This is a genomic window from Mesorhizobium sp. AR07 (assembly GCF_024746815.1).
GTDB lineage: Bacteria > Pseudomonadota > Alphaproteobacteria > Rhizobiales > Rhizobiaceae > Mesorhizobium.
Map to the genome: position 1 here is coordinate 456,393 of NZ_CP080525.1, position 13,912 is coordinate 470,304.

Annotated in this window: 14 protein-coding genes; 9 read left to right on the forward strand and 5 right to left on the reverse strand. The window is 61.9% G+C overall.

The window, feature by feature from the left end; genetic code table 11:
• Positions 1-3: 3 nt before the first annotated feature.
• Positions 4-1,257, reverse strand: a complete 1,254-nt coding sequence (gene tyrS, locus BPNPMPFG_RS02365) for a tyrosine--tRNA ligase (RefSeq protein WP_258593078.1) — start codon at positions 1,255-1,257, stop codon at positions 4-6.
• 259 nt (positions 1,258-1,516) lie between these two features.
• On the opposite strand from tyrS, the gene BPNPMPFG_RS02370 reads away from it, so the two are divergent.
• The 4 genes from BPNPMPFG_RS02370 to BPNPMPFG_RS02385 all read left to right on the forward strand — a co-directional run bounded on the left by BPNPMPFG_RS02370 (position 1,517) and on the right by BPNPMPFG_RS02385 (position 5,116).
• Positions 1,517-2,251: a glycosyltransferase family 2 protein gene (locus tag BPNPMPFG_RS02370; protein WP_258593079.1), complete on the forward strand. Its 735-nt coding sequence runs from the start codon at positions 1,517-1,519 to the stop codon at positions 2,249-2,251.
• The gene (locus BPNPMPFG_RS02375) at positions 2,244-2,579 is read left to right on the forward strand and encodes a lipid-A-disaccharide synthase N-terminal domain-containing protein (protein ID WP_258593080.1); all 336 of its coding nucleotides are present in this window, start codon (positions 2,244-2,246) and stop codon (positions 2,577-2,579) included. Before BPNPMPFG_RS02370 ends, BPNPMPFG_RS02375 begins: the two co-directional genes overlap by 8 nt.
• A 41-nt stretch (positions 2,580-2,620) precedes the next feature.
• Positions 2,621-4,270, forward strand: coding sequence for an ArnT family glycosyltransferase (locus BPNPMPFG_RS02380; RefSeq protein WP_258593081.1), 1,650 nt, complete (start codon positions 2,621-2,623; stop codon positions 4,268-4,270).
• A 120-nt stretch (positions 4,271-4,390) separates the two neighbouring features.
• Positions 4,391-5,116, forward strand: a complete 726-nt coding sequence (locus BPNPMPFG_RS02385; protein WP_258593082.1) for a phosphatase PAP2 family protein — start codon at positions 4,391-4,393, stop codon at positions 5,114-5,116.
• On the opposite strand, the gene BPNPMPFG_RS02390 is transcribed toward BPNPMPFG_RS02385, so the two are convergent.
• From BPNPMPFG_RS02390 to BPNPMPFG_RS02405, 4 genes are all read right to left on the reverse strand, one after another.
• Positions 5,113-5,436 (reverse strand): helix-turn-helix domain-containing protein, encoded by a 324-nt coding sequence (locus tag BPNPMPFG_RS02390; RefSeq protein WP_258593083.1) that lies wholly within the window; start codon positions 5,434-5,436, stop codon positions 5,113-5,115. The genes BPNPMPFG_RS02385 and BPNPMPFG_RS02390 overlap by 4 nt on opposite strands.
• Positions 5,426-5,785 (reverse strand): type II toxin-antitoxin system RelE/ParE family toxin, encoded by a 360-nt coding sequence (locus tag BPNPMPFG_RS02395; protein ID WP_258597037.1) that lies wholly within the window; start codon positions 5,783-5,785, stop codon positions 5,426-5,428. The genes BPNPMPFG_RS02390 and BPNPMPFG_RS02395 overlap by 11 nt, the downstream gene beginning before the upstream one ends.
• 225 nt (positions 5,786-6,010) lie before the next feature.
• Positions 6,011-6,679, reverse strand: a complete 669-nt coding sequence (locus BPNPMPFG_RS02400) for an FMN-binding negative transcriptional regulator (RefSeq protein WP_258593084.1) — start codon at positions 6,677-6,679, stop codon at positions 6,011-6,013.
• Between the two features lie 19 nt (positions 6,680-6,698).
• The gene (locus tag BPNPMPFG_RS02405) at positions 6,699-7,373 is read right to left on the reverse strand and encodes an alpha/beta hydrolase (protein WP_013532163.1); all 675 of its coding nucleotides are present in this window, start codon (positions 7,371-7,373) and stop codon (positions 6,699-6,701) included.
• A gap of 239 nt (positions 7,374-7,612) precedes the next feature.
• Between BPNPMPFG_RS02405 and BPNPMPFG_RS02410 the strand changes: the two genes are divergently transcribed.
• From BPNPMPFG_RS02410 to BPNPMPFG_RS02430, 5 genes are all read left to right on the forward strand, one after another.
• Positions 7,613-8,791, forward strand: a complete 1,179-nt coding sequence (locus tag BPNPMPFG_RS02410) for a cysteine desulfurase family protein (protein WP_258593085.1) — start codon at positions 7,613-7,615, stop codon at positions 8,789-8,791.
• 186 nt (positions 8,792-8,977) lie between these two features.
• A complete protein-coding gene (sufB, locus tag BPNPMPFG_RS02415) occupies positions 8,978-10,495 on the forward strand; it encodes a Fe-S cluster assembly protein SufB (RefSeq protein ID WP_258593086.1) in 1,518 nt (505 codons plus the stop codon).
• Between the two features lie 27 nt (positions 10,496-10,522).
• A complete protein-coding gene (gene sufC, locus BPNPMPFG_RS02420; RefSeq protein WP_258593087.1) occupies positions 10,523-11,278 on the forward strand; it encodes a Fe-S cluster assembly ATPase SufC in 756 nt (251 codons plus the stop codon).
• A gap of 19 nt (positions 11,279-11,297) precedes the next feature.
• Positions 11,298-12,566 (forward strand): Fe-S cluster assembly protein SufD, encoded by a 1,269-nt coding sequence (sufD, locus tag BPNPMPFG_RS02425; RefSeq protein ID WP_258593088.1) that lies wholly within the window; start codon positions 11,298-11,300, stop codon positions 12,564-12,566.
• Positions 12,567-12,669: 103 nt separating this feature from the next.
• Positions 12,670-13,911: a cysteine desulfurase gene (locus BPNPMPFG_RS02430; RefSeq protein WP_258593089.1), complete on the forward strand. Its 1,242-nt coding sequence runs from the start codon at positions 12,670-12,672 to the stop codon at positions 13,909-13,911.
• Position 13,912: the final 1 nt, after the last annotated feature.

A 13,912-nucleotide genomic window follows, 5' to 3' on the forward strand; every position in this document is an offset into this window, starting at 1 on the left:
ACCTCAGACCGGCCGCACCAGAATGTGTTTTTTCCTGCCCAGAGACAGCTTTACGACGTTTTCCGGACTCAAATCCTGAAGGGTCACCAGCCGGCGCTCGTCGCTGACAGGCTGATCGTTCAGCCGCACCGCACCGCCCTGCACATGCCGCCGTGCCTCGCCGTTCGACGCCGCCAGTCCGGCGGTTACGAGCAGCGTTAGGACGCCAACTCCAGACTCAAGTGCTGCCTTGTCCACCTCGACGGTCGGCAGCGATTCGGCGAGCGCCCCTTCCTCGAATGTCTTGCGCGCCGTATCGCCGGCTTGTTCGGCGGCCGCGCGACCGTGCAGCAAGGCTGTGATCTCGGTGGCGAGGATCTTTTTGGCCTCATTGATCTCGGATCCGCCGAGCTGATCGAGTCGCGCGACCTCGTCCAAGGGCAGCGTCGTGTAGAGTTTCAGGAAGCGGCCGACATCCGCATCCTCGGTGTTGCGCCAGTACTGCCAGAAATCGTAGGCGCTCAGCATGTCCGCATCGAGCCAGACCGCACCCGAGGCTGATTTGCCCATCTTGGCGCCCGATGACGTCGTGAGCAGCGGCGTCGTCAGCGCATAGAGCTGCGCGTCCTCCATGCGGCGGCCGAGATCGATGCCGTTGATGATGTTGCCCCACTGGTCGGAACCGCCCATCTGCAAGCGGCAGCCGAGACGCTTGTGGAGCTCGACGAAATCATAGGCCTGCAGGATCATGTAGTTGAATTCGAGGAACGACAGCGATTGCTCGCGATCGAGCCGCAGTTTGACGGAATCGAAGGCGAGCATGCGGTTGACGGAAAAGTGACGGCCGACGTCGCGCAGGAAATTGACGTAGTTGATCTTCATCAGCCAGTCGGCGTTGTTGATCATGATCGCGTCATTCGGCCCGCTGCCGAATTTGAGGTACGGCATGAAGTTGCGGCGGATGCCGGCCAGGTTGTCGTCGATGTCCTGCGGCGTCAGCAGCTTGCGCGCCTCGTCCTTGAAGGACGGATCGCCGATCATCGAGGTGCCGCCGCCCATCAGCGCGATCGGCCGATGACCGGTCTGCTGCAGCCAGTGCAGCATCATGATCTGGATCAGCGATCCGGCATGCAGGCTCTTGGCGGTTGCGTCGAAGCCGATATAGGCCGTCACCGTCTCCGTAGCGAAGAGATTGTCGAGGCCGGCATCATCCGAAGTCTGGTGGATGAAACCGCGCTCGCTCATCGTGCGCAGGAAGTCGGATTTGAAGGCAGGCATTTTTTCTTTCCCGAAAGCGTCCGGCCAGTCTGGCCCGGCATGGCACGCATGAACGCGCGCGTTTAGCACCCAAGCGCGATCAGCAAAAGTGGAATCCGGTTTTGCGGCGCGCGCGGATGACGTCCGCCGCTATGCTTGCTTCATCGTTTCGGCTGGCGTAATGAGGCGCCGCGCCAAAAGGTTCTTGCAGCCCACGACCTCAAGGGGCACCGCACGGCATCCATAAATGCCATATCCGACGACAGAGCCCCGACGCGACATGCCGGACGCATTGATATCCATTGTCATTCCTTGCAGGAACGAGGCGGCAAATCTGCCATTGCTGATTGACGAGATCGAGGCCGCCATGGCCGGGCGCGACTTCGAACTGATCATCGTCAACGATGGTTCGACCGACGACACCGTTGCCGTGCTCGCGGCGCAGGCAGCGCTTCGCCCGTTTCCCGTGCGGGAATTGCGGCACCGGAAATCCGCCGGCCAGAGCCTTTCGGTGCGCTCGGGCGCCTGGGCGGCGCGTGGCAGCATCATCGCCACGATCGACGGGGATGGCCAGAACGACCCTCAATACATTCCGGTGCTGGTCGACGCCTTGCGGCAGGCCGGTCCCGATTTCGGCGCCGCACAAGGGCAACGCCTCAAGCGTCGCGACAGCAAGGTCAAGCAACTGGCGTCGCGTTTTGCCAACTGGCTGAGAGGCGCGATCCTGCATGATGACACGCGCGATACCGGCTGCGGCCTCAAGGCGGTCCATACCGAAATCCTGCGCAAATTGCCGTTCTTCGACGGCACCCATCGCTTTGTTCCGGCCCTGGTCATCCAGGAGGGCTATCGCGTCGTGCATTGCGATGTCGTCGATCGCTCGCGCCGCCACGGCAAGTCGAATTACGGGATTTTCGACCGCGGCCTGCAGGGCGCGGTCGATCTCGGCGGCGTCTGGTGGCTGCGCCGTCGGCGCCGCCGGATGCCCAAAGTAGAGGAAATCAGCCGTGGTTAACGTGCTTCAGGAATTGGGAACCTGGCTTCACCAGGTTTTCATCAAGCAGTTCGATGCGTGGATTCTGCTCGGCTTCATAGCCCAGTTCTTCTTCACCATGCGTTTCGTCGTGCAGTGGCTCGCGTCCGAAAAGGCCAAGCGCAGCGTGGTGCCGGTCGCCTTCTGGTTCTTTTCCCTGTTCGGCGGCGGCCTGCTGCTGATCTATGCGATCGTGCGCCAGGATCCGGTGTTCATAGCCGGCCAGGCCATGGGCATGTTCATCTATATCAGAAATCTCTGGCTGATCGCCAATGAGCGCAAGGCGGCTGCGATGACCAAGGTCGATTGAGCAGCTCTGCACATCAAGGGAACGGTTGGAGAGGCTGAGACATGGCGGTGAACAGGAATTATATCCTTCTTTTCCTGTTCAGCCTGGTGATGACGGTTTCGGGGCTGGCGTCGATGCCGCCGATCGACCGCGATGAGTCGCGCTTCGTCCAGGCCACCAAGCAGATGGTCGAGAGCGGCGATTATGTCGACATCCGCTTTCAGGAGGCCTCGCGCTACCAGAAGCCGATCGGCATCTACTGGCTGCAATCGGCGGCAGTGGCGCTGAGCGGCGAGGGCGCCGAGGCGCCGATCTGGGTTTATCGCACGGTCTCGGCGCTTGGCATTGCCATTGCCGTGCTGGCGATCGCCTGGACCGGCACCAATCTGTTCGGAGCCAATGCCGGCATCGCCGCCGGCCTGGTCATGGCGGCGATTTTCGCCACCGCTTTCGAAGGCCGCGACGCCAAGACCGATGCGATGCTGCTGGCCTGTTGCGTGGCGGCGCAAGGCGCGCTGGCGCAAATCTATCTGGCGTCGCGCCGCAACCAAGCTGTCGCCGGCCATCTCTGGTGGATTTTCTGGATCGCTCAAGGCGCGGCGATCCTCATCAAGGGGCCTATCGCGCCGCTGCTGTCGGCACTCACCATCGCCGTGCTGTTCGCCTTCGAGCGTGACGGGCGCTGGCTGTCGAAGCTCAAGGTGGGGCGCGGCCTGGCGCTCGTCGTGCTGATCGTGCTGCCCTGGATCGCGCTGATCACCTGGAAGAGCGGCGGCGCCTTCTTGCAGCAAGCCGTCGGCAAGGACATGCTCGGCAAGGTCGCGTCGGGCGAGGAATCGCATGGCCTGCCGCCCGGCTTCTACGTCCTGACCTATTCGCTGTTCATGTGGCCCTTCGGCCTGATCGCGGTCGGCGCTGGGCTCCAGGCCCTCAACCGGCTGCGCGACGACCCCCGGCTGCGCTTCTGCCTCGCCTGGTACATCCCGTTCTGGCTGCTGTTCGAGCTGATCCCGACCAAGCTGCCGCACTATGTCCTGCCGGCCTATCCCGGCATGGCGCTGCTGATTGGCTGGCTTTTGACTCTGTCGCCGCAGGACGCGAACGCGCCGCTCAGGCGCTGGCAGGACTGGTTGTGGTGGTCGACCGCCTTTGGCCTGGCCGTGGTCAGCCTCGGCTTGGCGGCGGTCTGCGTCGGCGCGCCGATCTACCTCACAGGCACCTTCTCCTGGTGGAGCATTCCGGCCGCCGCCGCAGCGCTCGGTGCGGGCTACTTTGCCTTTTCGCGGCAATTGCAGGTGCCGCTCAGCCGCATCGGCGCCGTCGCGGTCTGTGCCGGCGTCACCTATGCACTGCTGTTCGGCGTCATCGCGCCGTCGCTGAAGCCGATCTGGCTGAGCCCGGCGATCGAGGCGGCGGTGCGCGCCAACAAGCCTTGCGACACCACGGTGCTGGCTTCGTCGCAATATCAGGAACCGAGCCTGGTGTTCCTGGTGGGCACGAAAACGGTGCTGACCGACATCAACGGCGTCGCCAATCATCTGCTTGCCGAACCTGCCTGCGCGCTGGCACTGGCACCGATTGAGGACGAGCAGAAACTGAATGGATTGCTGGCGGCACAAGGCAAGTCTGCGAACCGGGTTGCCCGGATCGACGGGCTCAACTATTCGTCGGGAGACAAAATGTCGCTCGGCCTCTATCATGTGGTCCAATGACGGGTCGTCGATGACAGGGTCGAATTTCCTATGCTCGTGAAATCGCGCCCTTCCATTTCCAGCATGCTCCTTGGGGTTGGGCGCCGATCCCTCGACAATTCTCGCGACACGTTCCAGATCGTGAGAACGCGCTTTGCCGTCCGCCCCGCCTTCTATCCGCAAACGCTCTGGCCGGTCTGGACCCTGGCGTGGGTCTTGCTGACGGCGGCGGCCTTTGTTCGCCTCGACATCCCTGCTGGAATGCTTCACGGCCAATGGTCGCCAAGGTTCGTCAATTGGGCCGATTTTTTCACGCAGTTCGCCCTGGGCGGCTGGTATCTCGTTCCATCGGCGCTGTTGCTCGTCGCCGCCAACCTGACGGACTGGCGAAGCCTTTCAAGGCGCTCGCTGATGCTCGTCTACAACTGGACCTGCCTGGCTTTTCTGGTGCTTTGTGCTGTCGGCCTGTCGGGCCTCACCGTCAACCTGCTGAAATATGCCATCGGCCGGGCCCGCCCGCTCTATTTCGATGATTTTGGCGTGCTGGCCTTGCATCCTTTTGCCTTTGATGCGCGCTTCGCAGGCTTTCCCTCAGGCCATGCCACGACCATGGGTGCCGTGTTCGGGGTTGCCTTGCTGTTATTTCCGCGGCGCTGGTATATCGCCTTGGCGATCACCGCCTGCATCGCCTCGACGCGGGTCTTCGTCGGCGCGCACTATCCCAGCGACACCGTCGCCGGCTTCGGCCTCGGCTGCGCCTTCGCGCTGGTGTGCGGGCTTGTCTTCGCCCGGCTCGGCTTCATCTTTCGTCCGACACCGTCGGGGTTGCCGGTCCGCAAGAGGACGTTTCGGCTGATTGCGTCCTAGCGCAGCACCTCAAGTCCATGCTTCTCAATCACGGTCAGCAGCTTCATCGCCAAGCCGCTTGGTTTCTTGGCGCCACTCTCCCACTTCTGCACCGTCGATTCCGACGTGTTCAGATGACGTGCAAACACCGGCTGGCTAACGTGGTTGCGCTCACGCAGCGCCTTGATTTGCTTAGCGTTGAATAGTGACGGGGCGGACAGACAGGCGTCATCAAATGACCGAAGCGTCTGCTTATCGATCGTCCCGGCGCGAACCATACCGTCCACCGCGCTGTGAATTGCCTCAAAGGCGTCGCTCTTGAATTTCCGTTTAGTCGTCATGACCAATCTCCATCAATGCCCCTACACTCAACTCGACTTGCAGATCTTGCTCGGACTTACGGCGATAAATCGCTGCGAGTTCGCGAAAGGCTCGCAATTCATCATCCTCGATATTCGCCCTATCTTGCTTGGCAAATAAATAGACATAGACCCAGAACGCGCCCGTGTTCGCCAAAATGATCGAGCGAAAGCGATTGTCATCGAGGCGCTTTTTGAAAACACCGCCGCCGAGATCGTCGGCTCTTCCTTGAGCAGCTTCTCTCGCCGCTCTCAAAAGCACTGCATCGGTCAATCGCGCTTTACGCGCCGCTCTGGCGAACCATGCCGTTTTGAATATTCGCTCAGGCATTAGAAAAGGTAGCACTGAGTGCGCCTCTTTTCAAGGGCGCCAGCCCGATAGCGATATTGGATAATGATTGGAGCTACGGAGAATTGCACTTACGCTGCGTATGGATTGACCACATGACCGGCCTTGCAATGTCGTACCGGTTTGACGCAGCGCCGCAACGGACGCGCAAACTGTGTTTACATGTGTGACGACTATGCTCTCTACAAGCTAGAGTCCGCCACTCGTCTAATTGCCGTCCAGGCCACCGTAGGATCTCACCAGGCTGGCCATGTCGGGCGACCGGTGGTCCTCGCTTTCCAGCCCTTGCGCAACGCCGGCGCGGTCGGCGACCGGCCGGTTCTGGCTGACCTTCCACTTGCCGTGGATTTCGCTGATGTCGATTTCCAGTCCGATGATGCCCTTGATCTGCGACTGGATGAAGGGCGCCGGCGCGTCGGTCACCGCCCAGGGCGCGGCGCGAGCGCCTTCCTGGGACGCGGTCAGATCGGCGATCTGCCGCGCCAGCCAATCCTGGTCATCCATCACCGTGACGGTGCCGCGCACCTGCACGATGGCGTAGTTCCAGGTCGGCACCACCTTGCCGGTCTCGCGCTTGGTCTCGTACCAGGATGGCGTCACATAGGCATCGGTGCCCTGGAAGACGATCAGCACCGGCGATGCCGGATTGTCGGCCAGCAGGCGCCATTGCGGATTGGCCCGCGCCAGATGGGCGCGCAGCCTGCCATTCGGCGGCAGGTCTTCATTAAGCCCAGAGGGCGCATCGAGCAGGAACGGGATGGCGTTGGCGACCGGCCCCTCGGATCCGTTGCAAATCAACAGACCCAGCGGATGCGCCCGGATCAGCCCGTGCAGGATTTCCGGCCGTGTTTCCCTGAAATGAGGAGGCTCGTACATCGCTGCCCGCTTCCTTTGTCTATCTCAGCCGCTTCGGCCGTGGATCCGACAATTCGCCGGCCAGCCGGCGGTCGAGATAATCGGCGCATTCCTCAAGCAGCAGGTCGGCGTCGTTGGAGAAGAAATGGTTGGCACCGGGCAAGGTCTTCTGGGTGATGGTGATGCCCTTTTGCGTGTGCAGCTTGTCGACCAGACCTTGTACATCCTTTGGCGGCGCCACCTTGTCGGCATCGCCATGGATGATCAGGCCCGATGACGGGCAGGGCGCCAGGAACGAGAAATCATAGGTGTTGGGCTGCGGCGCAATCGAGATGAAGCCTTCGATCTCCGGCCGCCGCATCAGCAACTGCATGCCGATCCACGAGCCGAAGGAATAACCGGCGACCCAGCAGCTCTTGGAATCCGGATGTAGCGATTGCACCCAATCCAAAGCAGCGGCGGCGTCCGACAACTCGCCGGTGCCATGGTCGAACTCGCCCTGGCTGCGGCCGATGCCGCGGAAATTGAAGCGAAGCGTGGTGAAATCCCGCTTCTGGAACATGTAGAAGAGGTCGTAGACGATCTTGTTGTTCATCGTCCCTCCGAATTGCGGATGCGGGTGCAGGACGATGGCAATCGGCGCGCTCTTTTCCTTGGAAGGCTGGTAGCGTCCCTCCAGGCGGCCGGCAGGACCGGTGAAAATGACCTCAGGCATGAAATACTCCACTTGGGTATGCGAATGCGCGGCGTCCGGAACGAACCTTCCTCTGGCCTTGACGCAGGGCGAGCGTCTTCTTAGAAGCTAGTTTAGAATTGTTCAAAACTGAGTGGCCAGACATCGAGCCCGGCCACCCGCGCCGCAAGCCGCGTAAATAGGACGGCTCGCCTTGGAATTTCAAGGAAATAACGCGATACGTCTGCGGAATGGCTTCTAACGGGACTTGACGGACGAAAATGGCCGGAACACGCGCCTATCTCGACTACAATGCCAGTGCGCCGCTGCTTGCCGCGGCGCGCGAGGCTGTGGTCGCGGCACTTGATGTCGCCGCCAACCCGTCTTCGGTCCACGCCGAGGGGCGCGCCGCGCGGCGTCTGATCGAGACCGCAAGGCGTGATGTGGCAGCGCTGGTCAACGCCAGGCCCGAGCATGTCGTGTTCACCTCCGGCGCGACGGAAGCCGCCTCGACGCTGCTGACATCAGACTGGCGGATGGGGCGCGGCAGCGTGCGCATGAGCCGGCTTTATGTGTCCGAGGCAGATCATCCCTGCCTGTTGAATGGCGGGCGTTTTCCCGCAGCGCAGGTAACGCGGATCGGCGTCGATGCCGACGGCATTGCCGATCTCGATACGTTGACAGCTGCACTCGCCCAGCATGACAAGGCCGAGGGCCTGCCGCTGGTCGCCATCCATGCCGCCAACAACGAGACCGGCGTCATCCAGCCGATCGATCGTATCGCCGGGATCGTCAAGGCGGCGGGCGGCGTCCTTGTCGTCGACGCGGTGCAGGCGGCAGGCCGCGTTTCGATCGACCTGTCAGCGGGTTACGCCGATTACCTGATTCTGTCCTCGCACAAGATCGGCGGTCCCAAGGGCGTCGGCGCCATCGTTGCCGCCTCCGATCTGATGATGCCGAAGCCGCTGATCAACGGCGGCGGCCAGGAGAAGGGCCATCGCGGCGGCACGGAAAACCTCGCTGCCATTGCCGGCTTTGGCGCGGCCGCCCGTGTGGCTCTCGACGGATTGCAGACGATGGATGCGGTGCGGCATCGCCGCGACGAGATCGAGGCCATCGTGAAAATGCTGGTGCCGGACGCGGAAATCTTCGGAACCGGCGCGCCAAGGCTTGCCAACACGACATTCTTCGCTATTGCGGGCATCAAGGCCGAAACGGCGCAGATCGCCTTCGATCTGGCCGGCGTGGCGCTGTCGGCCGGATCCGCCTGTTCATCGGGTAAGGTGGGACCGAGCCATGTGCTGAAAGCCATGGGGTACGGTGACAGCCTTGGCGCTTTGCGTGTGTCGATCGGTGCAGCGACTAGCGGCGAGGATGTTGAACTGTTTCGAACCACACTCGCAGGGATTGCCGAACGGCAAGCCGCCAGGGAAAAGGCGGATACAGAAAAGGCCGCTTAGCGGTTGGACGAATTTGGGCCTTTCGGCCTGGTAGAGCTGTGCGTTTCAAGCTGGCCGGGTGAATTTCCGGTCGAAGCGCACTATATGGAACTTACGCTGCCGCGAGCGCTTCTTCGGCGTTCATTTCGGCGGTGCCATAGTTTGAAAACTGTCGGGCCTTGACCCCGGCGTGGATGGAGAACGCTGATGCCTGCTGTGCAGGACACGATCGATCGGGTCCGAAAGATCGACGTCGACCAATACAAATACGGATTCCAGACCGAAATCGCGATGGACAAGGCCCCCAAAGGCCTCAGCGAAGACATCATCCGTTTCATTTCGGCCAAGAAGGACGAACCGTCCTGGATGCTGGAATGGCGTCTGGAAGCGTATCGCCGCTGGTTGACGCTGGACGAGCCGACCTGGGCGCGCGTCCACTATCCGAAGATCGATTTCCAAGACATTTACTTCTACGCGGCGCCGAAGAGCACGCCTGGCCCGACGTCGCTCAGCGATGTCGATCCCGAACTGCTGAAGGTCTATGAAAAGCTCGGCATTCCGCTGCGGGAGCAGGAAATTCTCGCCGGCGTGCAGAAGACCGATGTCTCGGAGTTCGAGGAAGCCAGCGACAACGTCTACAAGTCCGGCCGTGTCGCTGTCGACGCGGTGTTCGATTCTGTCTCGGTCGTCACCACCTTCAAGAAGGAGCTGGCGCAGGCCGGCGTCATCTTCTGCTCGATCTCGGAAGCCATCCGCGAGCATCCGGAACTGGTGAAGAAATATCTCGGCTCGGTCGTGCCGACCTCCGACAACTACTATGCCACGCTGAATTCGGCTGTGTTCACCGACGGCTCCTTCGTCTTCGTGCCCAAGGGCGTGCGCTGCCCGATGGAACTGTCGACCTATTTCCGCATGAACGAGAAGAACACCGGGCAGTTCGAGCGCACGCTGATCATCGCCGAGGAGGGGGCTTACGTCTCCTATCTCGAGGGCTGCACGGCGCCGCAGCGCGACGAGAACCAGCTTCACGCCGCGGTTGTCGAACTGGTGGCGCTCGACGACGCCGAGATCAAATATTCGACAGTGCAGAACTGGTACCCCGGCGACGCCGAGGGAAAGGGCGGCATCTACAATTTCGTCACCAAGCGCGGCGACTGCCGTGGCGACCGCTCGAAGATTTCGTGGACGCAGGTCGAGACCGGCTCGGCGATCACCTGGAAGTACCCGAGCTGCATCCTGCGCGGCGACGATTCCTCTGGCGAGTTCTATTCGATCGCCGTGTCGAACGGCTATCAGCAGGTCGACAGCGGCACCAAGATGATCCATCTCGGCAAGAACACCTCGAGCCGCATCATCTCCAAGGGCATTGCCGCCGGCTTCTCGCAGAACACCTATCGCGGCCAGGTATCGGCGCACCGCAAGGCGACCAACGCCCGCAACTTCACCAATTGCGACAGTCTGCTGATCGGCGACCAGTGCGGCGCGCACACCGTGCCCTACATGGAAGCCAAGAACTCGACGGCGCAGTTCGAGCATGAAGCCACGACCTCGAAGATTTCCGAGGACCAGAAATTCTACGTCATGCAGCGCGGCATTCCCGAAGAGGAAGCGATCGCGCTGATCGTCAACGGCTTCGTCAAGGATGTCATCCAGCAACTGCCGATGGAGTTCGCCGTCGAAGCGCAGAAGCTGATCGGTATCTCGCTGGAAGGCTCGGTCGGCTGACCGGACAAATATTCAGGAAACAAAAGAATGCTTGAGATCAAGAATCTGCATGCCCGCATCGTCGATGATGGCACCGAAATCATCCGCGGCCTGAGCCTGACGGTGAAAGCCGGCGAGGTCGCCGCGATCATGGGACCGAACGGCTCGGGCAAATCGACGCTGTCCTATATCCTCGCGGGCCGCGAGGACTATGAGGTGACCGAGGGTGACATCCTCTACAACGGCCAGTCGATCCTCGAAATGGATCCGGCCGAACGCGCCACGTCAGGCATCTTCCTAGCCTTCCAGTATCCGATGGAGATACCGGGCGTGGCGACCATGGAATTCCTGAAGGTGGCGATGAACGAGCAGCGCAAGGCGCGCGGCGAGGAGCCTTTGAAGATACCGGAGTTCCTGAAGCGGGTGAAGGAAGCCGCCGCATCGCTCAGCATGGACATGGCGATGCTGAAGCGGCCGCTCAATGTCGGCTTCTCCGGCGGCGAGAAGAAGCGCGCCGAGATCCTGCAGATGAAGCTGCTGGAGCCAAAGCTCTGCGTGCTCGACGAGACCGATTCCGGCCTCGACATCGACGCGCTGAAGATCGTTTCCGACGGCGTCAACGCGCTACGCGCGCCAGACCGTGCGTTCCTGGTCATCACCCACTACCAGCGCCTGCTCGAACACATCGTGCCCGATACCGTGCACGTGCTCTACAAGGGCCAGGTCATCAAGTCCGGCGACAAGTCGCTGGCGCTCGACCTCGAGGCCAATGGCTATGCCGGCGTGATCGGCGAAGCCGCGTGAGATGCCAGAGGCGACACTGATGAACATGCACGCACAACCCCAGCGGACACCGGCCGAAACAGCGTTGATCGACGCGTTCGGCGACCGGCTGTCGCTGCTGCCGGGCGACGGCGCGGTGATGCTGAAGCGCGACGACGCCATCGAGGCCATCAAGCACGGCCTGCCGACGCGGCGCATCGAATCCTGGCACTACACCGATCTGCGTCGGCTGTTGAACACGGTGCCGGACTTCGATCCGGCCGCGGCGGTCAAAGCCATCGCACCAATTGTCGAAGGCTCCACGGTCCTGGCCGTGCTGAACGGCAAGTCCGGCACGAAGCTGCCAGCCGTCGAAGGCGTCACCGCGCAGCGCCTGTCGGAAAAGCTGACCGACGGCAGCATCGCGCCGGGGCTCGATCCCTATGGCAGCGATGACGCCATCGGCGCGCTGAACACGGCTTTCGTCGCCGACGGTTACTTCATCGACATCGCCGATGGCACTGAGCTGGCAAAGCCGATCGAACTGCAGAACCTGCAGGCCGGTGGCCAGGCCCATGTGCGCCTGCCGGTGCGTGTCGGCGCTGGCGTCAAGGCGACCATTGTCGAGCGTCAGGCAGGCGAGGGTGCTGCCCTGGTCAGCTCGGTCAGCCAGCTCGTGCTCGGCGAGGGCGCCGAGGTGACGTGGCTGATCGTCCAGGAGCAGCCGGAAACGGCAACGCATCTGGCGCAGTTCAAGGCGCATCTTGGCAAGAATTCGAAGCTGACATTGTTCGTCATGAACGCCGGCGGCAGGCTGGTGCGCCAGGAGATCATGGTCAGGACGACGGGTGAAGGCGCCGACTTCAAGCTACGCGGCATCAATCTCCTGGCCGGCGACACCCACACCGACGTGACGATGGTGCTCGACCACGCGGTGCCGCACACGACATCGACGGAGGTGATCCGCAACGTGGTGACGGGCAAGGCGCGCGGCGTCTTCCAGGGCCGCATCAACGTCCATCAATATGCGCAGAAGACCAACGCCAAGATGGCCTGCAACACGCTGCTGTTGTCGGACGATGGCGAGTTCTCGACCAAGCCCGAACTCGAAATCTTCGCCGACGACGTCGTCTGCGGCCATGGCGCGACGGTCACCGAAATCGACCATGACCATCTGTTCTACCTGATGGCGCGCGGCGTCGACGAGAAGACCGCGCGCGGCCTTCTGGTCAAGGCGTTCGTCGCCGAGGTGATCGAGGAACTGGACGACCAGACGATCGTCGAGGCGCTGGAAGCGAAGCTCGACGACTGGTTCGTGGCGCACGGGTAGCGCCAGACCTTCTCCCCTTGTGGGAGAAGGTGGATTGGCGCGAAGCGCCAAGACGGATGAGGGGTGCTGGAAGGAATGAGGCTTTGCCTCGAAAGAGCTTGTGATGGACCAGAAAGTCGAAAACATCCCCTACGACGTCGAGGCGATCCGCCGCGACTTCCCGATCCTGTCGCGCGAGGTCTATGGCAAGCCGCTGGTCTATCTCGACAACGGCGCCTCGGCGCAGAAGCCGCAGGTGGTGCTGGATACAATCCAGCACGCCTATTCCCAGGAATATGCCAACGTTCATCGCGGCCTGCATTTCCTCTCCAATGCCGCGACGGACGCCTATGAGAAGGCGCGCGAGGCGGTGCGCCGCTTCCTCAACGCGCCAAGCACCGACAATATCGTTTTCACCTCGAACACGACCTCGGCCATCAACACCGTCGCCTATGGCTATGGCATGCCCAACATCGGCGAAGGCGACGAGATCGTGCTGTCGATCATGGAGCACCACTCCAACATCGTGCCGTGGCATTTCATCCGCGAACGGCAGGGCGCCAAGCTGGTCTGGGTGCCGGTTGACGATCTCGGCGTCTTCCACATCGAGGAGTTCGAGAAGCGGCTGACCGACCGCACCAGGCTGGTTGCCATCACCCAGATGTCAAACGCGCTGGGCACGGTGACGCCGATCAAGGAGATCGTCCGCATTGCGCATTCGCGTGGAATTCCTGTCCTCGTCGACGGCAGCCAGAGCGCCGTGCATATGCCGATCGACGTGCAGGATCTCGACTGCGACTTCTTCGTCTTCACCGGCCACAAGGTCTACGGTCCGTCCGGCATCGGTGTGCTCTACGGCAAGAAGGACATTCTCTCGGACATGAGGCCCTTCATGGGCGGCGGCGAGATGATCGAGGAGGTGACGGAGGATATCGTCACCTACAACGAACCGCCGCATCGCTTCGAGGCCGGCACGCCGCCGATCGTGCAGGCGATCGGACTTGGCGCGGCACTCGATTATATGGAAAAGGTCGGGCGCGAGCGCATCGCGGCGCATGAGGCCGATCTGAAGGATTATGCGCATGAGCGGCTGCGCGCCATCAACTCGCTGCGCATCTTTGGCGACGCACCGGGCAAGGGCGCCATCATCTCCTTCGAGCTGCAAGGCATTCATGCCCATGACGTGTCGATGGTGATAGACAGGCAAGGCGTCGCGGTGCGCGCCGGCACCCATTGCGCCCAGCCGCTGTTGAAACGCTTTGGCGTAACCTCCACATGCAGGGCATCGTTCGGCATGTATAATACCAGGGCCGAAGTCGACGTTTTGGCCGATGCGCTTGAAAAAGCGCGCAAGTTTTTTGGATGAC